This window comes from Lactobacillus sp. VURO6/B1 (VP7) (assembly GCF_058139575.1).
Genome location: NZ_JBVOWJ010000002.1, coordinates 95,302 through 119,988, shown reverse-complemented (window position 1 = coordinate 119,988; position 24,687 = coordinate 95,302). Strand labels below are relative to the sequence as shown.

The following is a 24,687-nucleotide window of genomic DNA, read 5'->3' as shown; positions in this document are numbered from 1 at the left end:
TGTACGCAAACAATATGTTAGAATAGCACGTAAGAAATGAGGTCAAACTATGAAAAAAAGTCATGTCATACTTGTTTTCACATTCTTACTGTTAATTCCCTATCTGTGCAGTCTTACCATTATTGGTATTGGCTATGATGCTCTGGTTTTACATTCAGCTGATCTTTTTCGCACTACTATTGGTGCAACAGTTGGTGCTTTAATTATGTTTGCCATTAAGGCAACGATTCAAAGACCAGTCGATTTGCTGGCAGTTGAAATAAACGATGGCTTCTTGAAGCAATTGCTACGTTTTTTCAGTATCAGAAGACGCCACCTTTTGCAAATTGCTAACGTAATTTTGGATTTCATTCTCTGCTTTGCTGCCACTTTTGTGGTTAGAGAATTTCTAACCCTTGATCAAATTGTAGGTAAATCTGTTGGTATCGTGATGCTGATCATGCTTTTGTCAACCTGTCTTGGTGCATATGTGGAGTATGACAATCTGTCAATTGATCCCAAACAACACTAATTTTTAAGACTGTCTTCAAGATATAATTCTTGGGTCAGTTTTTTTGTGTCTAAATTCAAGTTTTGCAAAATATAAGGAGTTAAACTGTCTCCCGGATTTTGGTAAATTTCAATGCCCTCATCTGCAACAACAGCTAAAAACTGTGAAATTACCATATTTAACGGTTGACTAAAAAAGGAAATATTTTGCTTGTCTTTTTCTTCAACAGCTACTTGAGTTTCAGGCAAAACAAATTTCATTAAGCCTTGAGGAACTGCAATATCGTTTGGGGCAACAACGCCATACCAATACATAAAATTTTCAGGCCCAAAAACTACTAGGCTGCTACGAGTATTTTCCAAATTGTTCTTGTTAATAAAATCGAGGAAAACTTGATTTTGCTCCATTTCCATGTTTGCCTGATTAAAAGTTTTCTGTTCATCCATTAATTGGTCCGGAAAAGGGCGTCCAACAAAAGTTACTTTTTTTTGCAGTTTTTTCATAAATTCTCCTAATATTCAGCTAGTTCATCTAAAGGAATTATCTCACCAGCCAGAAAGGCATCAATTTCATTGCCGGCAAATCCATGTGTAAAGAGATAATTACGTATCTTGTTTTGTCTTTCATTTTCTGGTAAACGCCGAAAGCGTTTATATGCTTTGATGCCCTGTTTTTTTAAGGCTTCTGTTTGGTCTTCATCATTTTGCGCAAAATCCATTTGCCCAATTATTGCACTAGCAAGGGCGCTGGAAAAGCCGTGGTTTAACAACTTAGTTGTCATCTTGTGTTCCAATTCCCGCTGCGACAACTTACCTACTTTGCTTCTCATTGATTTGAGCACTCTTTTGCCTGCATCCAGCCACTTATCGTCATCTACTTCAGCTAAAGCATTGTCAATTATTTCAGGATCAATTCCTTTTTGCTTTAGTTTATTACTGACGCTAAGAGGGCCATCGGTGCCAATGCGCAGATTTTGTCTGACCAATAATTGGGCGTACTTGGCATCATCTAAAAAATCCATTTCTGTCAGCTGACTAACTGCAGCCTGGGCAGATTCATTATCAATACCATGTTTATTAAGATATTGCAAAACTTCAAAAACAGTCCGAGGCTCGTAACTCAAATAATTAGTCGCAATATTTGTTGCCTTGGCGTCTTGATCAAATTGCTTAATTTCCACAATTTGTTCTTCAGAAAGCTCCTGCCCTTTTAACAGCATAAACTCAGCCACGGTTTGTTCAGCAGCCGAAAAAGAATATTTACCGTCTAAAAAAATATTAAAACGGCCAGGTCTTTTTTGACTGCTGACTTTAGTAATAATTGGCATTAAAGATCACCTTTCTATCGCTTAATTCCATGCTAGCAAATTTTGCTCTTTCTTGCTAAATCCTTTTTACTGGGAGTACAATTAATTATTAACATTTACTATTTTATTGTAGAAAGAAAATTATGTACAAGAAATTTAATCAAAATCAACCAAAAGAAAAAGATATTATTATTACAATTAAAAGACTGGGTATTAATGGTGAGGGCATCGGCTATTACCGCAAAAAAATAATTTTTATTCCTGGCGCTTTGCCTAACGAGGTAGTTGTTGCCAAAATCATTCAAGAATACCCTCGTTATATTGAAGCCGAACTGGTCCGTATTAAAGAAAAAAGTCCTGACAGAGTACCTTTCCCCACTAATGTCAATCCAGAAATTGGTGGGCTGGAACTGGCTCATTTAGCTTACCCTAAGCAACTTGAATTTAAACGGGACAACGTCCTTGAAGCTTTGAAAAAATTTCATCCCCGTGGTTACAACAAGTATAAAGTAAAAAAAACAGTTCCGGCTCCAGAAGAATGGCACTACCGCAATAAAGCTCAGTATCAAATTGAACAATTGCATGGTCAGATCAGTTTGGGTCTTTTTGCACCTAACTCACATGAACTATTTGATCTTCCTGAAATGCCAACGCAAAGTGAAGCAACCCAAGACACCGAACGTAAAATTAAAAGTTTAGTGGAAAAATTGCACATTAGAATTGCCGATCCTTATCGTCATTTTGATGGTCTTAAAACCATTGTAGTTCGTCAAGCTCATGCAACAAACGAAATTCAAGTAACTTTAATTATCGTAGGACATAGCCTTAAAAATATTGCTCAACTTACAAAAGAAATTATGAGGCTTCCTGATGTAGTCAGTGTTTTTCAAAATGAAACTGATTGGCGCAATCCTCAAGTCTGGGGCAATAAAACCACTAAATTAGCTGGTAAAAACCAAATCACTGACGAAATTTTAGGTAAAAAGTTTGCGTTGTCCCCACGGGCATTTTTCCAGCTAAATCCAGTACAAACTATTACTCTGTATTCACGCGCACTTAAATTTTTAGATTTAACGCCAATTGAAACTCTAATAGATGCATACAGCGGCGTAGGTACACTCGGAATCTTAGCCGCTGATCAGGTTAAACAAGTTATTGGCATTGAAACTATCCCCGAAGCAGTCGAAGATGCTAATCATAACGTAGAACTGAATCATATTAAAAATGCTAATTACATTCAGGGAAGCGTGGAAAAAATTTTACCAGAATTAGTCCAAAATGGTATGCCAATTGATGCTTTGATTGTTGACCCACCACGCACGGGACTGGCAAAAAGCTTGATCAAGACCATACTAAGAGTAAAGCCTAAAACTTTTGTATACATTTCTTGCAACCCTTCCACTCTGGCACAAGACCTAGTTCTTCTGAGCGAAACATATAATGTCAGACTGATTGAAAATGTCGACATGTTACCCCAAACACCTAGGTGTGAATGTGTCGTTAAACTTACTTTAAGATAAAAAAAGCAAAATAGTTGTCGCAATCAGCGACAACTATTTTTGTGGATCGGGTGTCAATTGAGAAGATTTTTTGAGATAAAATCCTCATATACAAATATATAAAATTTTACAAATTTTCGCGATAAACTTGTCATTTTAAAATTAGATAACAAACATATTATGGAGATAGAAATCTTGTAACCTTAACCACACTTTAATCATAGCAGATAAATGTAAGCGCTAGCAAATAAAATGCATAGTTTACTTCACATATTTAGCTAAAAATGTCGCAACACGTCTTTTATATTCCTTTGGATGCTTTGAAAATGACTTGGCATGTTTAGCTCCGGGAGCTACCCATATTTCCTTTGGTCCTCTAGTAGCCTTATAATTAGGATAGACCATTCTAGTAGGCACAAAATTATCACGGCTGCCGTGAATAAAGAGCATTGGTCTATGATTTTTATGTAATTGTTTAACACTAGAGGCATTACCCATGAAATAGCCAACTTTTATCTTATTAATGCCACTTAGAATTTCAACTAACGGAAAACGAGGAAAGGCAGGCATATTGTACAAGACTCCTGCTTCATGCTCAATTTCATCCTTGACGCTGCTATAACCACAGTCTTCTACAAACGCTTTAACTTGATGAGGCAGTTTAAGTCCACTTGTCATCATAGCAGTTGCCGCACCCATACTTAAGCCATAAATTACTACCTGTTGGTTCTGACCATATTTTTGCAATAGATATGAGACCCACTTTTTCACATCATCTTTTTCCGGCCAGCCATAACCGATATATTTTCCTTCGCTCTTGCCTTGGGCTCTTGGATCTGGGGTTAAAGTATTATAGCCTAACTCATGAAACAAAGCATCATATTCTCCCATATCCTCTTTTGTATCCATATATCCAGGTAAAACAATAGCTGTCTTATTGGAAGTTTTATAGGGGATAAAATTCGCATCCAATTTAAACTTTTCGTCAGCCGATTCAATATACCACTTTTGTTTAGCAGTCTTTTTAAACCAAATTTTTTCACGGTAAAGAGGATCTGATTTTTTGATCACATTACTGGAAGAACCTAAAAAACTTTTTTTACCTGGTACACATGCCACCCTAAAGAAATAGTAACCAGCTCCAGTAAACAATAAACATACTAATAAAATAATAATAATTGATGAAAGCAACAGCTTTTTATGTTTTAATTTTTTCAATTAGTTAAGCCACCCTCACTAAAATAATATCTTATAGTATAACATTTTAAATTTGTATAGGTATAATAAAAATGAGATTAACAGATTTATTACAATTAACCAATGATTTAGGCAATCAAACTAACCTGTATTTGACTATTGGTCAGAAAAATATTCCTTTGGCAAAAGTGAAAATTTCAAGCAAAGAATGCCTGCTTTTTCCCGGGAAAAAGCCATTAACAAAAGGAAAACTGATTAATTTGGTTAAAAATATCCACGGTCGCAGTATTCCAATATTTGTTTATAATCAAAAAAAGAGAATTGCTGTTTATGGTATTCAAATTTTGCCTGATCAAAATGGAGTTAGGCTAACCTAAAAAAGCTGCCGTTTGGCAGCTTTTTCTATCTATTTTTGCAAATATTGACGAATGCGGTTTTTGGTCCCAGCAAAATACCAGGTGCCGGTTTGTTCGTCACTTTGAAGCTCTAAATTATCTTGTGGAGATTCTAAAGCCTGATTAAAAATTTTTTCGTATTCAGGGATAGTTAATTTTTGACGGCGAGTAATCATTTTCTGATCTGCATTTGCATGTAGATTCTTTTCATAGCCCTTAACTATTTGTCCTGAATAAAACTCACCCATTGCCCCCGAACCATACGAAAATAAACCAACCTTTGCATTTGCTGGCAATTTGGCATTTTCCAGTAAACTCAAAAGGCTTAAATATAAAGAAGCAGTGTAAATATTACCAATTTCCTTACAATACTGAGCGGCAGCAGTAAAATTCTCTGTCAGTCGTTTTTTTGCCTTTTCATCCAGATCAGTAATTGCCCATTCATTTGCTTTAAAGCCCATTTTTACAAAAGGCAAATGATAAAGTAATGCTGTGAAATCACTAGTTTTTATTCCAGTTTGTCTCAGGTAATCCTTGAATGTGTGTTTAAAAAAGTCTAAATATACATTTTTAGAATATTTGCCATCAACTACGGCAACTGCTGAATCATTAGGGCGCCAAAAGTCGTTAATATCTTCACTGTAGGAGCTGTGGCCCTGATTGATAGCCAAAATTTGGGGATCAGCCTTAATTAGCATGCTAATGCTGCCAGCTCCTTGTGTCACTTCACCGCCAGTATTAATGCCATAGCGAGCAATATCAGAGCCAATTACAATTGCACTACGGTGGGGATGGAGGCGAACATAATCCCGAGCAATCATGATGCCTGCAGTCATGCCAAAGCAAGCTTCTTTTACTTCAAAAGTTCTGATGTTTGCTGGCAATTTCAAAGCCGATTTGATGAAAAGCGAAGCTGATTTAGACTGGTCAACGCTACTTTCTGTTCCAACGATTAATAAACCGACTTTTTCGCGTTCAATTTGATCTAAATATCTAAGCGTTGCATTAATTCCCATTGAAACAGCGTCTTGAGTTTGATCAGCCACGCTCATTCTATTTTGACCAATGCCAATCAAAAATTTATTAGGATCTTCATTGCGCGCATGCGCCAAATCTACCATATCGACAAATTTATTTGGTGTATAAAAACCAATTTGATCAATTCCGACTTGCATTATTTTCCTCTCTGATTTCTTTTAAAAATTCCTGGGCTGCAGATTGACTGTATTTTTTGCTATTTATGATTTTTTGGAATACAACTTTTTTCTCAGCAGCAGTAGCATCTAAAACTGCAACAATATTTCTGGCCTGCAGTTTCATGTGCCCTGCCTGTATTCCCTTGGTAGAAATTGCCAGTAGTGCTGCTAAATTATTAGCTAAACCAATGGCAGCAATAATATTAGCTAATTGTTCTGCAGTAATTTTATCCCCTAAAATACGATAGTTTTGCTTAACATCTTTTCTGGAATCGATTGAGCCGCCAACAGTTCCAATTGGCAAGGGAATGCTAAGCTTGCCGACAAGCTTTTCATTCTCAAGCTGCCATTTGCTGAGACTGGTGTAGGTATCCTTTTTACTTGCAAAAACACTACAAGCTGCCTCTACTGCGCGAGTATCGTTTCCAGTTGCCAGTAATACAGCATCAACTCCGTTCATGATCCCTTTGTTATTGGTAACGGCTCTCATTGGATCGTCCTGACCAATTTGACTCAATAAAACGATTTTCCCGGCAGTTTCTATCCCACCAAGTAAATGAACGGGAATTGCAGCCTTGACCGTTGTGATTTGGCTAGGATAATTTGACAAAATGGCAAATAATTTTTGGTTAATGCTAGAAAAATTTGTTAATTCATCTGCCATAAATTCTAAAATAGAATTTACTTTGTTAGCGCCCATCGCTTCTGCTGGATCAACTAATACTTTTATATAAAGCAAATTATTTATTTGCTTAAGTGCTATTTTACGGACTCCACCGCCATGACTTACAAGACTAGCAAAATGGAAATTTGTCTTTTTAATAAGAGTTGGCAACACTTCTTGCAAGTGAGAAACTGCAAAATTTTCAGCTACCTGCATCACAATCTGGCCCCAAATACCGTCTCGTTGACTGCTCGCGATAAAGCCGCCAGCTTTCGCAACGATACTAGCGCCATTATTAGCCGCGGCAACTACCGAGGCTTCTTCAGTCACCAGTGGTACTTGGTAATTTTGACCATTAACCATTAAGTCTTGAACCAAACCTACAGGTAAACTTAATTGACCAATTACATTTTCACTTAATAAGTCCAAATCATATAAAACTTGGGGGTCAATTTCATCCAATTTGATCCCCTGTCTTTGCAACAATTCTCGTCTTTTTTCAGGTGCTAATTCATAAAATTTCATTTACAATTTCTCTATTTCACATGCAATTGCTTGTCCGCCACCAATACAAAGAGTTACCAAAGCCTTGCGGCCATTGATATGTTTCATAATATTGATTGCGGTCCCAATTAATCGAGTTCCGGTAGCAGCAAGAGGATGTCCTAGTGCAATAGCTCCACCAAAAATGTTTAGTTTAGCGGGTGGAATTCGGAGTTTTCGAGCTAAGACCACGCTAGGTGCAGCGAAAGCTTCATTAACTTCGATTACATCATAATCATTAATGGTACTGTTTGTTTTTTGTAGTAATTTTTCTACTGCAAAATATGGCGCTACTCCCATGTATGCCGGGTCAGTCCCTGATTCAGCAAACGATCCCAACCGCGCCAGAGGTTGCAGTTTGAGCTCCTTTGCTTTTTCTGCCGTTGCCAAAATTACCATACTGGCGCCATCACTTAAGGGCGAAGAATTACCAGCAGTCACTAAACCATTTTCTTTAAAGACAGGTTTCAACTTGCTCAGTGCTGCCATATTAGTGTCTGCGCGAATGTTTTCGTCCTGGTGGATCATTTTGCCGTTAACTTTTACACCAATTATTTCGTCTTTGAAAAAATTTTGCTGAACAATTTCAATTGCTTTGCGATGAGAAGCTAAACTATATTCATCCATTTCTGTCCGCGTAACCCCATATTTTTCTGCTACGTTTTCAGCCGTTAATCCCATATGCTCATGAGAAAAAGCATCAATGAGACCATTTTGCAGCATTTCACTTTGAAACTGTGGTTTTCCTTTGTCCTCTGTTAAATAAACAGCATTAGACATACTTTCAGCACCGCCAACAGCTACCAAGTCAAAGTCACACAGTTCCATCTGTCCTTGAGCCAGTCTGAGAGCTTTTAAACTTGAACCACAGACTTCATTAATTGTAACGCTGCTGCTTTTGGGACTCATACCCGTTTTCAGAGCAATTTGCCGAGCCATATTTTGACCTAAACCAGCACCCAAAACATTACCCATAAATAAGGCGTCCAGTTTTTCAGCACGCAGATTAATGCTTTTTAGTGTTTCTCTTAAGGCTAACTCTCCTAAATCTATTGCATTTTTTTCAGCCCATAACCCATGATAGCGACCAAAAGGAGTTCTTTTAGCTGCAACAATATATATATCTTTCATTTAACCTATCCCCTAGCTAAAAGTTTCAAGTCGCATGATACAAAAATTTTCTACTCGAAGACAGTAATTAGTCCGACATTAAGAAAAATTTTACATAAAAAAGAAACCATTAATTGATGGTTCCTTTAATTGCATAATTTATTTGTTATTGTTAATTTTGTTCTGCTAATTTCTTTCCTAAGTCAATTATGTATTTACGCAATGCATCCTTCGTTTCCGGATGTTTTAAGCCATACTCAATTGAAGTTTCCAAGTAACTTTCCTTATTGCCAACATCATGACGAGTCCCCTTAAAAACATGCGCTAAAACGCGTTGCGTTTTATTCATGGTGTCAATCGCATCAGTTAATTGAATTTCCCCGCCTTTATCTGGTTTTTGCTTAGCCAATATTGGAAAAATTTCTGGAGTTAAAAGATAACGACCGATAATGGCATAATCACTCGGAGCCTTGTCTACTTCTGGCTTTTCTACAAAAGATTTAACATTTATTAAGCCAGGCGCAATTTCACTATCTGGTTCAATTATGCCGTATTTATAAACTTCTTTATGTGGCACCGGCATAACGGCAATTGTTGAAGCATTCGTATCGTTATAGCGGTCAATCAATTGCTTGGTTAATGGTTCTTTGTCCATCATCAAGTCGTCGCCCAGCATCACGACAAATGGTTCATCCCCAATAAAACTACGTCCACGGGCAATCGCATCCCCCAAACCTGCTGGATAAGGCTGGCGAGTATAATAAATATTAATTCCTAGATGGGTAATTTCCTGCGACATTTTAAGCAGGACAGTCTTACCTTTTTCCTGCAAATTTTGTTCAAGTTCAGGATTGGAGTCAAAATGATCTTCAATCGAGCGCTTATTTTTTCCAGTGACAATCAAAATGTCTTCAATACCAGATTTTTTAGCTTCTTCAACAATAAATTGAATAGTTGGTTTGTCGACAATCGGCAACATTTCCTTAGGCATCGCCTTAGTTACCGGCATAAACCTAGTACCAAGACCAGCAGCAGGAATAATCGCTTTTCTTACTTTCATTTTTTTTACGCTTTCTTTAAAATCATAAAACTAATATACCAAAATAAAATTGAATGCGCCAATTTTTAATGACTGCGCTTTCTTTGAATATATTCAGCTAAGCGACCCACTGAATAGTGTACTTCTCCATAATTAAGTTTCACTATCGCAGCATTTACACATGTCCCCAGTAAAAAGAGGATTGAGGAAATGTTCAACCACAACATAAAAATAATAAAAGTACCGATGATGCCATAGTTTTCCCAACTAATACGAAAGTGATGCAGATAGAAACTAAAAAGCCAGGAAAGAATAATCCAGCCGAATAAAGTAGTGAAAACACCGGGCCAAATTACTTTTTTCTTTAATCTGATATTAGGTAAAAAATAATTGACATAATATAACGATCCCATCATCGTGATTATAATGACGGGATAGCGATAACTGAAAATCTTCTCAATTTCACCGACAGAAAAGGAGAAAATTGGCCGTAGAAATTCCAATACCTGCTGACCAAAAATCAAAGTTAAATTAAGTAAAGCAAATACTATAATCATGAGGTTGGTCAACATGATCGTAATAGACCTTGTCCAAACAGTAACCTGCCACTTTTGCTTTAATTCTTGGCCGCGAACACCATAGATGCGATTCATACCAATTCTAATAGCATTAACTAACGAAGAAACAGACCATAATGCCAATATAATACCGAATGAAATATAACCACTTGATTTGCTTTTTAATAATGAGTTAATTATCGGCATAATAAATTTAGCAATTTTATCTGGAAAAATCAGTTTTAAATAACTGGCAATCGGTTCAGTATTAATATTAAATAACGGCAAAATATTTCCGATAATAATAATTAACGGAAATATCGAAAACAAAACATAGTAAGCAATCGCAATTGCGCTTGTTAAAACTTCACCTTGAGTAAATTTCAAGGAAACAGTTTTGTAAAATAAAAAAGAGCGTTTCCTGATTGCCTCAGCTTTTCTACCCATGCAATTTAGTCATCCATTTCGTCAAAATGTGGTAAGTATTTTTCGTAGCCATCATAGGGTTTTTGCAACGTTAAAATTTTAGGACCATCCTTAGTTATTGCAAAGGTATGTTCAAACTGAGCTGATTTTGAGCCATCCGGTGTAGCGTAAAAGACCCAATCATCTTTAGGATCGGATACGCTTTTTTCTATAATGCGCCAGTCCCCACCGGCTTCGACCATTGGTTCACAAGTAATAGTCATCCCTTCGCGCAATCTTAATCCGTGTCCCGCTTTACCCCAATGTGGCACTTCGGGGTCTTCATGAATACTTGGCTGGATACCATGACCAACTAATTCTTTAACGTCGCCATAGTGATGTTCATCTTCCACAAAATGCTGAATGGCCGCTCCGATATCCCCAATACGATTGCCTAAAACAGCTTGATCAATACCCAAATACATAGCCTTTTTGGTAGTTTCCATTAAATCCTGATCTGCTTGAGAAATTTCGCCTACCGGGTAAGTAGTACAAGAATCGGTTTCAAAGCCATTGAGATTGCAAGTCACATCAACTTTAACCAAATCGCCTTCCTTTAAAACTGTGTCTTTACGTGGAGTAGCATGAGCAATCTGATCATTAACAGAAATACATGTCCCGTATTTATAACCCTCAAAGCCTTGTTCTGACAATCGACCACCACGACTTTTGACAAAATCTTGACAAAATTCTTCAATAGTCCAAGTAGTAATTCCAGGTTTAATCACGTCTTGCAGGCCCTCGAACATTGATGCTAATAAGCGACCTGAAGCCTGCATACCCTTTAATTCTCTAATGGATTTAATTGTAATCAAATTTAAATTCTCCTCTATTAAATGATGTTTGACTACATTATAGCGTTTTTTAAAAGTTTACTAAAGAATTTCATTAATTACGCAAAATTAGGTATAATGTTTTGATGAATTAGTTTTTGTGAAAGGTATGAATTTAATGAAAGCTAGAATAGTCTATGCAAGTATGACTGGCAACGATGCAGATATAGCAGATATTCTGGAAGAAGATTTGCAAGATTTGGGCTTCGATGTGGAAACGAGCGAAGCTGAATTTACTGACGCCAGTGATTACTTATCAAGTGATTTGTGCATCTTTATTACTTATACCTATGGCGAAGGCACTATGACTGACGATATTGCAGATTTTTATGACCAACTAAATGACTTGGATTTAACTGGAAAATATTTTGCTGTGATGGGCAGTGGTGACATGATGTATGCTGATCATTTTTGTGAAAATGTCTTTGATTTTGAAAAAATGTTTAAGCAAGTTGGAGCAAAAGAAGTAGCAAAACCTGTGACTATTGAAAATGCACCAAACGATAACGATATAGATGCGATTGATAATGCAGCTAAGGAAATGGCTGATCAGTTAAATGGTTAAGAATAAGAAAACGGATTCACAAAAATTTGACTCAATGTCTGATCCTAAAATCCATCGCTTAGCACAAAAAGTAGTCAAAAGACATCGTAATTTATTTGTTTACATGATCTTTGGCTTTATAGCAGCCCTAATTAACACAGTAGTTTTTATGGTTTTACATAAATGGTGGCATAGCGTTGTTTTAGTATCGAATACTATTGCATTTATTGTTTCTAATTTAGCGTCCTTTGTATTTAACCAAAAGGCTGTCTTTATCAATAATGTCGATGAGGAACATTCTACTTGGCAAAAGCTGATTGTTTTTTTCACCTATAGGATTATTAGTCTTATTCCTGACAGTTTAATTATGCTGGTTGGGTTGTCCTGGCTTCATTTAGATGCACTGATAGTAAAAATTGTTGATCAAATTTTAGTGGGTATTTTTAATTACCTCACTACGAGATCAGTTTTTCAAGCTCAAGAAACTACCATGATTGCGCGGGCAAAAGAGAAAATTAAAGCACGTAAAGAAAAAAGTAATAAATAAAAGCCAAGAAAAAAATTTTCTTGGCTTTTTGTATAACAAAATTTAGATAGCTCATTTAAAATCAGCTGGTTTTTCACCCTTATTTTGAGCAAAATAGTAAGCAATATCATCCATTATTCGTTCTGATGCATGACCATCACCATAAGGATTCTTGGCGTTAGCCATTTGTTCATATACCTTTTTATTATCAAGTAACTCCAACATTGCGTTTCTAACATTATCAACTTGTGTTCCCACTAATTTGAGTGTACCAGCTTTAACACCTTCTGGCCTCTCTGTAGTATCTCTTAAAACTAGGACTGGCTTGTTTAAAGCAGGAGCTTCTTCTTGAACCCCACCAGAATCTGTCATAATGAAGTAGCTTAATTTGGCTAAGTTATGAAAATCAACCACATCTAAAGGGGCAATCAAATGAATTCGCGAGTCATTACCTAAAATTTCGTGAGCAACTTTTTGGACACTTGGTGATAAATGCACAGGATAAATAATTTCAACATCATCATGGTTGTCTACGACCTGCTTCATCACCTTAAAAACCCGTCTCATAGGTTCTCCCTGATTTTCCCGCCTGTGCATGGTCACAAGTATTATCTTGTTTCCAGGTTTAATCAGATCTAAAACCTCATGGTGGTAATCAGCTTGAACAGTTTCTTCCAAGGCATCAATAGCTGTATTACCAGTGATAAAAATATTATCAGAATTGTGGTTTTCTTTAATCAAGTTTTGCTTGCTAACCGCAGTTGGTGCAAAATAAAGATCAGTTAAATTATCAGTCATTTGCCTGTTCATTTCTTCAGGAAAAGGTGAATACTTATTCCAGGTTCTAAGGCCTGCTTCAACGTGACCAAGTGGGCATTGAAGATAAAAGCTGGCCAAACCAGCAGCAAAGCTGGTAGTTGTATCTCCATGAACCAAAACAATATCTGGTTTAACTTCTTTTAGAACTTTTGTCATGTCGATTAATACTTTGGCTGTCACGCTCTCTAAAGTTTGGTTTTTCTTCATAATATTAAAGTCATACTCCGGCTTGATTTTAAATATATTAAGAACTTGATCCAGCATCTCTCGATGTTGTGCTGTAACCACCGTAACTTCTTCAAATCGATCATCTTTTTTTAGTCTCTGTACCAACGGAGACATCTTTATGGCCTCAGGCCTGGTACCAAAAACAGTCATTACCCTAATTTTGCTCATAATTTCCTCCATTTTATTAATATATTAGTAAATTAGCGGCAAAAAAACAAGTAAATTATGGTTTAATAACTATTGAATAACAAAAGTTGGTGAAGAAATGTATCATGGATTTAAATTATTACTAATTACAGGACTGTTAATAGTTTTAGCAGCTTTTTGTTTTGTCTTTAGTTTTGACAGCAGAAAGACAGTCAAATGCAGAAGAATTTTACTTGGAATAGCAGTAATTCTATTCATATTAATTATCTTTTTAGTTATTCGTATTTTGAAATCACCTTTATATTAAAAATATAGTAAGAAAATGCTCTAGATCAGTAACTACACAAATATTTATTTTATAAAAGTGTTTATTCTTTCACTTTATATATTAATTCGCTGTATAATGATTTTGAAAAGAGGTGAATAAATTATGGGCAAGGCGGAAGTCACTAAAAATGTTTGGGTCACTACTCACGGCGATAAATGGGCTGTTAAAATTGCTGGTAGCGACAAAATCTCTAAAACTTTTGACAGAAAAGCTGATGCTTTAGAATATGCAAAAAGTCTGGCACAAAAGAAAAAGACCGAACTAATTAGTCAAAAAAGAAACGGGCGTATTAATCTTAAAAATTCGTATGGTCATGACAGTCCCAAAGCCGCAGGCTAATATATCGATACATTGTTATTACTACTATTTTCATATATTTTATCTAATCTGACATTTTAATTAATCTATATTTCTCAAACTAAAATATAAACTTTATTTTATTCATATTTACATAAATAACAAATCTTTCAAATTCTGGTCTGATTATCTTCTTGGTAATCAGACTTTTATTTGTCCACAATTATTTTTACCCCTAAAATATCTGAACTATCAATACTATCTTCTTTTTTGTTACCAACAAATGTGAAATTGGTCTTTGCTGCATTTTTGATTAAAACATTCGTTACAATAAAAGTTTTAATTGCACCATCTTTAAGTTTAAATTCAGCTTTTTTACCTTTTAGGACAAATTTTAATTCAAAGTATGTCATTTGATGTATAGCCAAAGAAAAATTGGCACTGCCTGGAATTGCATCAACCACTTGAGAGATAAAAACATCATCTTTTGGATCATCAGCCATAAAAATCATTTCAGGCTGGTCATCATCTTCGTCCTCAATTTCATTAACAAAAATTGTTCTTTTAGTACCATCTTTTAATTCAAAAGTTACATTACGAGCCCGAAAATTAGCTAAAACTTCGGGTAAAGACATTTTGTGTGGATTCATTTTTAAAAATTCTAATTAAACTAAAAAAGCCAATCTCGTTTAAAACAGGTTAGTTAAGACAAAATGGTCCTGCTACAAAAGATTAGCAACTGTTTCTAATAAATTTAAATGCTACCAAATTTGCATTTAAATTATACTTTATATGACCCCGGTGAGATTCGAACTCACCTCTACGGTTTAGGAGACCATTGTTCTATCCAGATAAACTACAGGGTCGCAATAGATTAACTTTACCAAATTTGAGTGATAAAAGCCAATTTTTTTAGTAACTAATATTGACGAGTAAAATATGGTTGTGGTGCATTAGAATCAGCGATCTTATCTGCGGCAAAGACAAACGGTGTCCAAATGGCTAAAGCAATGAGCATGTTAACAATGGACAATATAATAGCACGCCAATCATAATTGCAGGCTAAAAATGGTCCGATGATTGGTGGCACAACGGCAGGAACTGCTACTTGTACAGGATTAACTAAATTCATCATGCTGACGCCGTATGAAAAGGCCACATTGACTAAAGGAGCAACAACAAATGGAATAAAATAAACCGGATTGAGAACTACAGGCAAGCCAAAAATAATCGGTTCATTGATATTAAAAATTCCGGGTGCAAGTGCAACTTTAGCAATTGTTCGGTAGTCACTCCGTTTGGAAAACAGCAGTATGGCCACAATCAGCATCAACGTGCCACCTGCTCCTCCGAACCAGGCAAATGCGTCAAATGATCCGCGAACCCAGATAAAAGGTGCTTCTCTTCCTGCACGGGCAGCTGTGACATTAACATTCTGGGCAGTTAGCCAAATTGAATCTAAAATTGGAGCCCAGACACTTAAACCGTTAAAACCAAAAAAGCTGAAAATTTGGACTAATATGGTCACAAGCATTACCATGCCGAAGCCTTGACCTAATTTTACTAAAGGCGTTTGAATCGAATTGAGCAGCCAGTTGCCAAAAAAAGTGCCCGTGATTGTCTGAAAGACAAAATTAATCATACCAATACAAAATATCGCGATAATTGCAGGAATGAGTGAATCAAATGCCATTTGCTCCGCGTATGGTAAATTAGCAGAAAGATGGAGCTTGATTCTCGCCCTAAAACAAAGCGCAAAGATAGTAACACCGATTGAGCCGAATAAAATCGCAGTAAAAATGCCAGTGGTTGAAAATTGTGAAATATTAAAAGCTTTGTGAATAGAGATGATTTTGCCGTTAACTTTAAGCTTAGTTAAATTGGCGATGCTCATGGCTAAAGATGATAAAGAAACAATTGCTCCAGCAACAGGATCAACTTCCATGCTTTTAGCCAAATGATAGCCTAGAGACATTGACAAAAAGAGGGCAAATAAAGCAAAAGTACCACGCCAAACTACATTACATACTAATGAGAGCGGCTGCATTGCCCAAGCAAAAGTGTGCCAGCCCAATTCGGTCTTGGCTGCAGCAATCAGGCTTTTGACCAATACAGCGAGGGAACCGGCAATAGTAATCGGCATCACGGAAACAAATGCATCCCTTAGAGCCACAAGCCAGTGAGTTTGCCCTATCTTGTTAGCTAAAGGCAAAATATAGTCTTCAAGCCAAGTAACTAATCGACTCATTTTTGCTCCTTTCTCTTCAAGTAATGGGGATGATATCCCTTGTTTTTATTCTTATGCTTTTTATGTTTTTTGTTTGATCCACTAACCTTCTTTTCTTCAGCTGCGTCCTGTTTCTTATTTTCCTTTTTACGTGGCTTTTTAGTAGTTAAATGAAACCCTGCAAAATATACCCGATCAATTTTAACACTCTGCTCGAGCAGCTTCCTAAGATCGCGCAGATCATGGTCATCACCCAGGGTAACCACAAATCCTTTGGCACCCATGCGGCCAGTTCTTCCGGCACGATGCATGTATGTGTTAACTTCACTAGGAATGTCGTAATTTATCACATATGTTACACCAGCAATGTCTAAACCACGGGCAGCCAAGTCGGTTGCTAGGAGCAATTTGATTCTGCCAACTTTAAAATTATTGAGAGCTGCTTCTCTTTTCTGCTTGCCGAAGTCATTAGCTAAAATACCAAATTTAGTTTTAGTGTGTGCTAAAACGCCGGCAAAGCGCATCATTGTTTGGTTTGAATCAAAAAACAGAATGCCTTTAAAACCATCAAGGCGCATCAAGCGCTGAATAAAATCAATTTTATGGACATTATCTATTTGTAAAAAATAATTTTTAACAGTTGATTTCTGTTCTGGTCGGACATCAATCGTGATAAATTTGCGAGCAAAAATATCTTCTGCCTGTTTGGTTATCTCTGATTCAGTAGCACCAAAAAGCAAGATCTGCGCATCAGCTGTCATATTTTGTCCTAAAGAACTTAATAATTCCATTTTATTAAATTCTAAAACGTCATCCGCCTCATCTATTACCAGAGTTCTTATTTGATTAACTTTGATGCGATTAGCTGAAAAGAAATCAAAAAATCTTCCGGGAGTGGCAACGACAATTTCAGGATGTTTCTTTTTTAAATTATCTTCTTGACGTCTACGATTACCAGCTCCAACAAGTGTAATTCCCGTTAAAGCAAGAGCATGAATAAAAGGGTTAATGGCATGGCGAATCTGCACCGCTAATTCTGTTGTTGGTGCAATAATCACTAAACTATTGGGTTTGCCTTTTTCTACTTTTTCCAATGCAGGTAGCGCATAAGCCAAGGTTTTCCCCGTTCCTGTTTTGGCAAGTGCAATACAACTTGCACCATTTAAGATCGGCGTTCGCGTTTTCTGCTGAATCAAAGTTGGTTCAGCCATTTTTAATTTTGTTAAAACTGCTTGAATTTCTTGTTTCATTATTGTGTTAATTGTCCGTATTTCTCCTTGTACTGGGTAACTGTACCATTGTATGTCAGCATAACTACCCCACTTTCTAGATTTCTCACGGACTTTACCCGTCCGTCATTGTTATAGCGCCAGAATGAATATTGCATTTTGTTCGGGGCTTTTTTGCCGCCAGTAATGAACTGCACACCATGGGGAAAATATTTTTTATATTTAACAGCAACATCTACCATGACTCGCTTATTTAATCCTTGAAGCATACTAGCAAATTGAGCCATTTGTTTAATATATGCTAAATCATAGTTATCAATAGCTGGTTCTATCCAAATCGGCAAACTACCGGTGTTAGTGCCCACCTTTTTCAAAAAATACTGATAGTGCTGCAATGGTGTTGATTCATTGCTGTAGGCAACAATAGTACCAAAAGCCAGTTTAGTTCCTAATATTTGATCACGATATGACAGATAATCATCGTCGAAGTATGAACGTCCCTGTGTACTTCTCAAATAGACAAATGAAATACCATTAGCCTGTAGTTCATGTAAATCAACATAACCGTAATCCTGGTTTAATTCGACGCCAATTGCACTTGAATTACCGTTTGGCGGCAATGTCGTCTGGTTATGCATATTGGCTATACCAGTAATAAGAAGTCCAATTGCAACAACTAGTAAGATTAGAATTGCAGGTAGCGTAAACTTATGATGAAACCTTTTCATCTTTTTCTCCGTTTATTTTTCTACACCTGTACATTATAGCAATTTTTCCACCAGAGTTGCTAACTACAATCTTAACAATAAAAAAAGCGATCGACTGTAAATCGATCACTTAATAAACAAAAATTATTCTTCAACTAAATATACTGGCTTTTGACCATTTAAAACGCGCTTAACATCAGTCATACTGTGTTCAATCATATTCTTGACAGAGGTCTTCGTGTAGTATGCGGAATGCGGTGTAAAGACTACGTTAGGCATTTTTGCTAATTCCTGGTACTCAACTGGCAATTCGGAAATATCCTTAAATTTCTTCATAACAATTGCCTCTTCACCAGTCATCACATCCAATGAAGCACCAGCAATTTCTTTGTTCTTCAATGCATCAATCAAGTCTTGAGTGTTAACCAGTGGACCTCTAGCTGCATTAATCAGATATGCGGTGTTCTTCATTTCTTTAAATTGCTTGGCACTAATCATGTTTTCCATTGAAGGCTCAAGAGGTGTATGCAACGTCAAGATGTCTGCATTTTTAACTACGGTATCAAAATCGGTATATTCCAAAAATGCCTCGTTGGCAGGATTTTCAACCAAGTCATAACCGAGTACCTTGGCTCCTAACGCATGAAACATTTCTGCAACGCAAGAACCAATACGACCAACACCAATAATACCAACTGTTTGGTTATAGATTTCATCACTCATCAAATCTTCAGACCGAACAAAATTGAGGTGCTCTCTTTCATTATCTAAAATAGGACCCCACTTTCTCAACAAGTACATTGCAGAAGTCAAAGTGTTCTCCGCCACTGCACGTGGAGAATATGCCGGTGTGTTCGTTACAATCATATGATACTTGTGCACAAAATCAAAATTAACAATGTTATACCCAACAGACCTTAAAGCTATTTGCTTAATTCCATATGAGCTCAGTTTACGATAGACCTCTTCCTCATCTATGTCAAAGACCTGCAAAACGCTGACAACATCATAGCCTTGCGCCATCTCAACAGTCTTAGCATCAAGCTTGTCTTCAGTTGAAACCAAATCATCTTCAGGATGATCTTTATTCCACTTGTCAGCATAAACCTGTTGCTCCGGGGTCATATTGTAAAGTAAAGCTTTCATTATTAATCCTCCTTTTTGGATAAAAAATTTATATCTCTTATTGTATCTAAAATTAGAATAAAATTAAAGATAAATTTTAAAAAATAATAATTAATAATTTAAGCCTAATCATATGAAAGCTAATAAGACCATCAGATTTGCACATTATTTTAAAGTGCTAAATTAAATTTTTTGTTCAATTTGGTTGATATTAACCCGTAAAACCTCTCTTAACCAGGGAAAACGTGCCTGCATTTCAGAGAATTCTGGTCCTTCTGCCAAAAATTTTCCGGTTCCTTTAACATGAAATCCAGCTCCTGGGCCAGCTGTACCCTCTACTTTTTTTGAACCCATAGTTAATAGGACATGATTATCTTGGGCAAAATCATTCTCAATACTGTGCATTCCCGCTGCAGGGATATAAAGGCAATTATTTGCCTCGTCGACTTTTACATACGACATCCACGTATTTACCACACTGGCTGGGTTGGCATTAATAGTAACAATGGTGACTGGTCCTTCATCATTCATGACATCTAAAAACTTCTGATTCATTTTTTCTCCCCCATAATAAAAAAGCTACTTTTTCAGTAGCTTCTTTTATTATTGAACACTTGTTCGAAATTGCAAAATCATTTGCTTTTCTTTAGTAAGCTCTCTTACCCTTTTTGTAAACCGCTTTGTCTTTTTGGACAACCGCACTGATCTTCTCTAACGGATTTTCATCCAATACCAAAAAGTCAGCGTATTTGCCTTCTTCTAAAGAACCATATTCGTCAGCAATTTTAAGTAGTTTAGCGGAATTATAGCTGGTTTCTAAAGCTTCAAAATTAGTAAAGCCTTGTTCTACTAGTAAAGGCAATTCTTCAGGAGTCATCGTGAAGTCATTAAATGGTGTGCCGGCATCAGTGCCCAAAGTAATTTTGACACCAGCATTTTTAGCCTTAGTAATGTTGCCGCGCAAATCTTTCCAAGCAGCCGCAATTTTATTCATTTCCCAGTCTGGAATTTTACCCGGTGCATATTCGATAAATGCCCAAGCTCCAACTATCGTTGGCGTCAAATATGTTCCTTTTTCAATCATCAGCTTAATTTCTTCATCATTAACGTAGAAGCCGTGCTCAATGCTGTCAACGCCGGCCTTAATCGCATTCAAAATTCCCGGATTGCCTTCCGCATGTGCGGCCACAGTTAAACCCTTGTGGTGAGCTTCTTCGACTGCAACGTGCATTTCAGCTTCACTTAATTGAGGATCATCAAGAGAATCGTTTTCCGTCATTACGCCACCTGTGGCCATGACTTTAATTGCTTTGGCACCAGCTTTAATTCCCTGACGAACCGCTTTGCGCATTTCATCTGGTGAATCGACCAGCACACCAAAATTAGGCAAATCGCCGTGTCCTCCAGTCATAGAGAATGGGTGACCTGCAGGCACGATTTCTGGGACTTTGGTTAACTTATTTTTCTTAATTAAATTATTAAGAGCAATATCAATATTGTACGTGCTGCCGCATTCACGAATATAGGTAACACCGGATTTTAATAAATCATGCAAATGTTTTACTGCACGAACCGTAGAAGATACCACATCAGATTCACTGCCACCATCGGGGGTTAAGGGATCCATAATAATATGTGTATGGCAATTGATTAGACCAGGAATCACATATTTATTTTGTAAATCTACTGTCTGATCAGCCTCAGGTGCAATACCCTCACCTATTTTGGTAATCTTGCCGCTTTCATCATCAACCACCAACGTGGTATTAGATTGAATTTTATCATCAATCCCGTTAAACAAATTAACGTTAGTATAAGCAGTTTTAGTCATCTAAAAAACCTCCAAATTTTTGTATAAAAAAAGCACTCATCCTTTTCTTCTTAAGGACGAGTGCTCGCGTTACCACCTTTTATTCATTTATTACTCACGTAATAAACCTCATTAACTATCAAACAATAGCTTGCAAAAATAACGGATGCAACTCCGCCACTGGCTGATTATCACCAATGGACATCAATTAGAAGCCCATGTTCACTACTTACTGCTAACTGATTTTCACCAAATATCAGCTCTCTTTATCAGCAACAAAATAGTTACTCTGCTTTGCAAGATGTTGTTTATTTAATTGACTTTTAATCTATCATTATTTATTAATTATGTCAACACCATGAAGTAAAAATGAAGAATCGGCAGTTCACTTGGGGGTATAGCATTAACTATTTGGCTAAGAATGGTAAAAAGTTTTTTTATCATCTTAGCCTTACTTTTCTGATGCTTGTAAAATAGTAATTTTGTTTAACCAGACGATATTGCTTTTTTTAAGTTTATTGCTAGGTAAAATTTTAGTAACAGGTAATCGCTAACTGTCTTGATGTCACACCTCCAATTACGACTTAAAATTAGTTGTGATTACCACTGGTTTTAGTCGTTTAGTCAGAATGCTAATAATTAATCTATCCCTACTCATATGCGTTTTTTCTACTAGTTTGTAACTAGTATTAGCTTAAGTGATCAACTAACAATCCTTTTTCCTGAAAGATGTAAAAGGTAAGAGCCTCAACTTTTTGCTTTAATCATCCGCTATTTTATTTTAACGTTGATGAGATATTAGCAAATTTACATAAAAAATAATCAGATAAAATTTATCGCAATTTAATGATTAAATGAATATGAATTATTCTAACTAAAACAACATTTTATTGAGAAATTAGATTTATACACAAGAAAGAAAGATACTTATTTAACAATGATGTAATTGTTTAATTAAAGTCACGGTTAAACTAATAACTATATTTTTAACATCAGATTCGTTACCATTATAGGCTGCGTTCAGGTCTTAATTTCTTGGTGCTTTTAAAAGCAATATCCTAATCCTGACCAGAGATTAACGGCAACGAAAAAGATTCTACAATGAAAGTTGATATAATTTAACCAATTACATTCATTAATAAAAATATTTACCTTTTGTTAATAATTTAGTGGTATTTATTTAGTTAATATATACAAACAAATAGCTGTATGGTTTATCAACAAAATAGCTTTTAATTTACATTATTTTTAAATACTCCAACTTGAGAAATATATCTTTTTAATTCTGGCTAAAATAAAATCACAATCAACATAGGACTAATCTTTTGCTAACCAATATCATCTTATCTACTAATTTGATTTATTTGACTAAAGCGTGATAAACATTATCTTGAGCGTGAATCTCATCGCCTGTTTTGGCATCATTACCTGCTTGTATAACATGATCTATTGAATTTGTAATTACTGTAATAATCGTTGATTTTTTGCCACTTGCTTTAATTTGTTCAAGATCAACTTCTGCCAACTCGGTTTTCGGAGAAACTTTATCTCCTTCTTTGACTTTAATAGTAAACGGTTTGCCTGCTAGATCAACAGTATCGATTCCCATATGTAATAATACTTCCAGTCCGCCTTTCGTTTTAAGCCCAATTGCATGCTTGGTCTTAAAAATTGAAATAACTTCAGCTTCTACTGGACTAAAAACATGTTGATCACTTGGTTCAATTGCAAAACCTTCACCCATCATTTTTTTAGAAAAGACTTCATCATCAACATCAACTAAAGATTTAAATTTACCATTAACGGGCGCAGTAAACTCAATTTTAATTTTATTATCTTCAGCATCTTGGCTAGTTGTGGTCTCATTTATTTTTTCAGGATGAGCAAGCAAATCATTTATTTCTTGACTATAAAGATCGGCTTTACCACCAAAAATAATTTGAAGTCCACCAGCGACTTTTAAAACACCCGGAGAACCTAATTTTTTAAATACAGGTTCATTAACTTGACTGTTATCTTTAAGTGAAATTCTTAATCTGGTAGCACAAGCAGAAATAGTATTTATATTCTCAGCCCCACCTAAAGCTGCAATAATTTGCTCAGACTCTGTATGTAGACTGGTGACGTTTCCTGATTTGTAATCAGTTTTTTCAACGTCATCATCTACTTCAGTTTGCATTCCTGGAATATTGACGTGGAATTTTTTAATACAAAAAGTGAAAACAAAGAAGTAGAGGAAAAACCAAATAACACCAATAATTAATACATTAGGCCAGTTTGTTTTATCTTTTCCTTGCAAAACACCAAACAACAGATAATCTATTAATCCACCAGAAAAAGAATTACCAATTCTGATGTTCATAATATCTGCAAGATAGAATGAGCAACCATCAAGAAATGAATGAATCAAATATAACCAAGGAGCTACAAATAGAAATGAGTATTCTAAAGGCTCGGTAATACCTGTAAGAAAAGAAGTAAGACCACCTGAAAGATACAATCCACCATCTTTTTTCCTGTTAGCTTTTGGCAGGCAAAGGTACATTGCTAAAGCAGCTCCAGGCAAGCCAAACATCATGGTTGCAAAACGTCCGGCAAAAAATCGAGTACCATAAGTGAATAAACCATGGAAATTCGGATCAGCTAATTGGGCAAAGAAAATATTTTGCGCTCCGACAACGGTTTTTCCAGCTACTTCTGCTGTGCCACCGAGTGCCGTATACCAGAACATTGGATAAATAGTATGATGTAAACCGACGGCTCCAGTCAGCCTTAATAAAAATCCGTACAAGAAACTACCAAAACTGCCCATTGCTGCAATTGCATGTCCTGCAGTAGTCAGCCAACCTTGAATTGGAGGCCAGATTAAGTAAAATATTGCACCGATAACTATAGCAGCAATTGCAGAAATAATTGGTACGAATCTCGATCCGCCAAAAAAGCCTAAAAATTGTGGCAACTGAATTTTACGGTAGTGGTTATGCAAATATGCTACAACGGAGCCAATTACGATCGCACCTAAAACACCAGTGTCAATTGTATTTTTAGGGTTAAACAATTGTAGCAAACCGGAAATTGTCGCAGTATATACAAGATAAGCTACACCACCAGCTAAACCGGCAGTACCCTTATCACCTTTAGCTAAGCCAACGGCCAATCCAATTGAAAAGATTAAAGCCAAGTTACTAAAAACTGCATTACCAGCAAAATTCATTATTTTTAATGTATTTTGTAACCAAACTTGATTTAAAACTGGAAAAGCTGAAACAGCCGCATCATTTGTTAGAGCTCCGCCAAGTCCTAACAATAAACCAGCAACTGGCAAAATAGCAATTGGCAACATGAAAGCTTGCCCTAATTGGGAAAACCACTGACCAATTGCAGTGAATCTCTTATTTTTAGTCAT

24 protein-coding genes, 1 tRNA gene and 1 other annotated feature are annotated in these 24,687 nt (G+C 36.2%); of the genes, 6 read left to right on the top strand and 19 right to left on the bottom strand.

Annotated features, from left to right (window positions below; all coding sequences use genetic code 11):
• Nucleotides 1–49 precede the first annotated feature (49 nt).
• Entirely contained in the window at nt 50–511 is a 462-nt protein-coding gene (locus tag ACZ2M0_RS01740) for a hypothetical protein (RefSeq protein ID WP_490058283.1), read from the top strand.
• Here ACZ2M0_RS01740 and ACZ2M0_RS01735 read toward each other — a convergent pair.
• Together ACZ2M0_RS01735 and recX are read right to left on the bottom strand one after the other, a co-directional pair.
• The gene (locus ACZ2M0_RS01735; protein WP_490058282.1) at nt 508–993 is read right to left on the bottom strand and encodes a hypothetical protein; all 486 of its coding nucleotides are present in this window, start codon (nt 991–993) and stop codon (nt 508–510) included. The two genes, ACZ2M0_RS01740 and ACZ2M0_RS01735, sit on opposite strands and share 4 nt — an antisense overlap.
• Before the next feature lie 8 nt (nt 994–1,001).
• Entirely contained in the window at nt 1,002–1,817 is an 816-nt protein-coding gene (recX, locus tag ACZ2M0_RS01730) for a recombination regulator RecX (protein WP_490058281.1), read from the bottom strand.
• A 122-nt stretch (nt 1,818–1,939) separates the two neighbouring features.
• Here recX and rlmD point away from each other — a divergent pair, with 122 nt between their 5' ends.
• Nucleotides 1,940–3,316: a 23S rRNA (uracil(1939)-C(5))-methyltransferase RlmD gene (rlmD, locus tag ACZ2M0_RS01725; protein ID WP_490058280.1), complete on the top strand. Its 1,377-nt coding sequence runs from the start codon at nt 1,940–1,942 to the stop codon at nt 3,314–3,316.
• Nucleotides 3,317–3,556: 240 nt separating this feature from the next.
• Here the strand turns inward: rlmD and ACZ2M0_RS01720 are convergent, their stop codons facing one another.
• On the bottom strand, nt 3,557–4,513 hold the full coding sequence (locus ACZ2M0_RS01720; protein WP_490058279.1) for an alpha/beta hydrolase: 957 nt from the start codon (nt 4,511–4,513) through the stop codon (nt 3,557–3,559).
• A gap of 71 nt (nt 4,514–4,584) precedes the next feature.
• Between ACZ2M0_RS01720 and ACZ2M0_RS01715 the strand changes: the two genes are divergently transcribed.
• Nucleotides 4,585–4,869, top strand: coding sequence for a hypothetical protein (locus tag ACZ2M0_RS01715; protein WP_490058278.1), 285 nt, complete (start codon nt 4,585–4,587; stop codon nt 4,867–4,869).
• A 29-nt stretch (nt 4,870–4,898) separates the two neighbouring features.
• Here the strand turns inward: ACZ2M0_RS01715 and ACZ2M0_RS01710 are convergent, their stop codons facing one another.
• The 6 genes from ACZ2M0_RS01710 to map all read right to left on the bottom strand — a co-directional run bounded on the left by ACZ2M0_RS01710 (nt 4,899) and on the right by map (nt 11,276).
• A complete protein-coding gene (locus ACZ2M0_RS01710; protein ID WP_490058277.1) occupies nt 4,899–6,062 on the bottom strand; it encodes a hydroxymethylglutaryl-CoA synthase in 1,164 nt (387 codons plus the stop codon).
• Nucleotides 6,046–7,272 carry a hydroxymethylglutaryl-CoA reductase, degradative gene (locus tag ACZ2M0_RS01705; protein WP_490058276.1) on the bottom strand — a complete coding sequence of 409 codons (1,227 nt, stop codon included), beginning with the start codon at nt 7,270–7,272 and terminating at the stop codon, nt 6,046–6,048. The genes ACZ2M0_RS01710 and ACZ2M0_RS01705 overlap by 17 nt, the downstream gene beginning before the upstream one ends.
• Complete coding sequence (locus tag ACZ2M0_RS01700; protein ID WP_490058275.1) at nt 7,273–8,421, bottom strand: thiolase family protein; 1,149 nt, start codon at nt 8,419–8,421, stop codon at nt 7,273–7,275.
• Between the two features lie 151 nt (nt 8,422–8,572).
• Nucleotides 8,573–9,460, bottom strand: coding sequence for a UTP--glucose-1-phosphate uridylyltransferase GalU (galU, locus tag ACZ2M0_RS01695; protein WP_490058274.1), 888 nt, complete (start codon nt 9,458–9,460; stop codon nt 8,573–8,575).
• A 65-nt stretch (nt 9,461–9,525) separates the two neighbouring features.
• Nucleotides 9,526–10,443, bottom strand: coding sequence for a YihY/virulence factor BrkB family protein (locus tag ACZ2M0_RS01690; protein WP_490058273.1), 918 nt, complete (start codon nt 10,441–10,443; stop codon nt 9,526–9,528).
• A 5-nt stretch (nt 10,444–10,448) separates the two neighbouring features.
• The gene (gene map / locus ACZ2M0_RS01685) at nt 10,449–11,276 is read right to left on the bottom strand and encodes a type I methionyl aminopeptidase (protein ID WP_490058272.1); all 828 of its coding nucleotides are present in this window, start codon (nt 11,274–11,276) and stop codon (nt 10,449–10,451) included.
• Nucleotides 11,277–11,412: 136 nt separating this feature from the next.
• On the opposite strand from map, the gene ACZ2M0_RS01680 reads away from it, so the two are divergent.
• A complete protein-coding gene (locus ACZ2M0_RS01680) occupies nt 11,413–11,859 on the top strand; it encodes a flavodoxin (RefSeq protein ID WP_490058271.1) in 447 nt (148 codons plus the stop codon).
• On the top strand, nt 11,852–12,385 hold the full coding sequence (locus ACZ2M0_RS01675) for a GtrA family protein (RefSeq protein ID WP_490058270.1): 534 nt from the start codon (nt 11,852–11,854) through the stop codon (nt 12,383–12,385). The genes ACZ2M0_RS01680 and ACZ2M0_RS01675 overlap by 8 nt, the downstream gene beginning before the upstream one ends.
• Before the next feature lie 51 nt (nt 12,386–12,436).
• On the opposite strand, the gene wecB is transcribed toward ACZ2M0_RS01675, so the two are convergent.
• A complete protein-coding gene (gene wecB, locus ACZ2M0_RS01670; protein WP_490058269.1) occupies nt 12,437–13,579 on the bottom strand; it encodes a non-hydrolyzing UDP-N-acetylglucosamine 2-epimerase in 1,143 nt (380 codons plus the stop codon).
• A gap of 409 nt (nt 13,580–13,988) precedes the next feature.
• Between wecB and ACZ2M0_RS01665 the strand changes: the two genes are divergently transcribed.
• Nucleotides 13,989–14,225 (top strand): DUF2188 domain-containing protein, encoded by a 237-nt coding sequence (locus ACZ2M0_RS01665; RefSeq protein WP_187161037.1) that lies wholly within the window; start codon nt 13,989–13,991, stop codon nt 14,223–14,225.
• A 167-nt stretch (nt 14,226–14,392) separates the two neighbouring features.
• Here ACZ2M0_RS01665 and ACZ2M0_RS01660 read toward each other — a convergent pair whose 3' ends face one another.
• The 9 genes from ACZ2M0_RS01660 to ACZ2M0_RS01620 all read right to left on the bottom strand — a co-directional run bounded on the left by ACZ2M0_RS01660 (nt 14,393) and on the right by ACZ2M0_RS01620 (nt 24,687).
• A complete protein-coding gene (locus ACZ2M0_RS01660) occupies nt 14,393–14,833 on the bottom strand; it encodes a hypothetical protein (protein WP_187161038.1) in 441 nt (146 codons plus the stop codon).
• Between the two features lie 143 nt (nt 14,834–14,976).
• Nucleotides 14,977–15,049: transfer RNA gene (locus ACZ2M0_RS01655), tRNA-Arg, on the bottom strand.
• A gap of 53 nt (nt 15,050–15,102) precedes the next feature.
• Entirely contained in the window at nt 15,103–16,431 is a 1,329-nt protein-coding gene (locus tag ACZ2M0_RS01650) for a PTS sugar transporter subunit IIC (protein ID WP_490058268.1), read from the bottom strand.
• Nucleotides 16,428–17,663, bottom strand: a complete 1,236-nt coding sequence (locus ACZ2M0_RS01645) for a DEAD/DEAH box helicase (protein ID WP_490058352.1) — start codon at nt 17,661–17,663, stop codon at nt 16,428–16,430. Before ACZ2M0_RS01645 ends, ACZ2M0_RS01650 begins: the two co-directional genes overlap by 4 nt.
• Complete coding sequence (locus ACZ2M0_RS01640) at nt 17,660–18,367, bottom strand: GH25 family lysozyme (RefSeq protein ID WP_490058267.1); 708 nt, start codon at nt 18,365–18,367, stop codon at nt 17,660–17,662. Before ACZ2M0_RS01640 ends, ACZ2M0_RS01645 begins: the two co-directional genes overlap by 4 nt.
• Nucleotides 18,368–18,490: 123 nt before the next feature.
• On the bottom strand, nt 18,491–19,492 hold the full coding sequence (locus ACZ2M0_RS01635) for a D-2-hydroxyacid dehydrogenase (RefSeq protein ID WP_122052111.1): 1,002 nt from the start codon (nt 19,490–19,492) through the stop codon (nt 18,491–18,493).
• Nucleotides 19,493–19,654: 162 nt separating this feature from the next.
• Nucleotides 19,655–20,026 carry a hypothetical protein gene (locus ACZ2M0_RS01630; protein WP_046331814.1) on the bottom strand — a complete coding sequence of 124 codons (372 nt, stop codon included), beginning with the start codon at nt 20,024–20,026 and terminating at the stop codon, nt 19,655–19,657.
• Nucleotides 20,027–20,117: 91 nt separating this feature from the next.
• The gene (locus tag ACZ2M0_RS01625) at nt 20,118–21,302 is read right to left on the bottom strand and encodes a metal-dependent hydrolase family protein (RefSeq protein WP_490058266.1); all 1,185 of its coding nucleotides are present in this window, start codon (nt 21,300–21,302) and stop codon (nt 20,118–20,120) included.
• Nucleotides 21,303–21,351: 49 nt separating this feature from the next.
• Nucleotides 21,352–21,590: a binding site (T-box leader), on the bottom strand.
• Between the two features lie 1,051 nt (nt 21,591–22,641).
• A complete protein-coding gene (locus tag ACZ2M0_RS01620) occupies nt 22,642–24,687 on the bottom strand; it encodes a PTS sugar transporter subunit IIABC (protein ID WP_490058265.1) in 2,046 nt (681 codons plus the stop codon).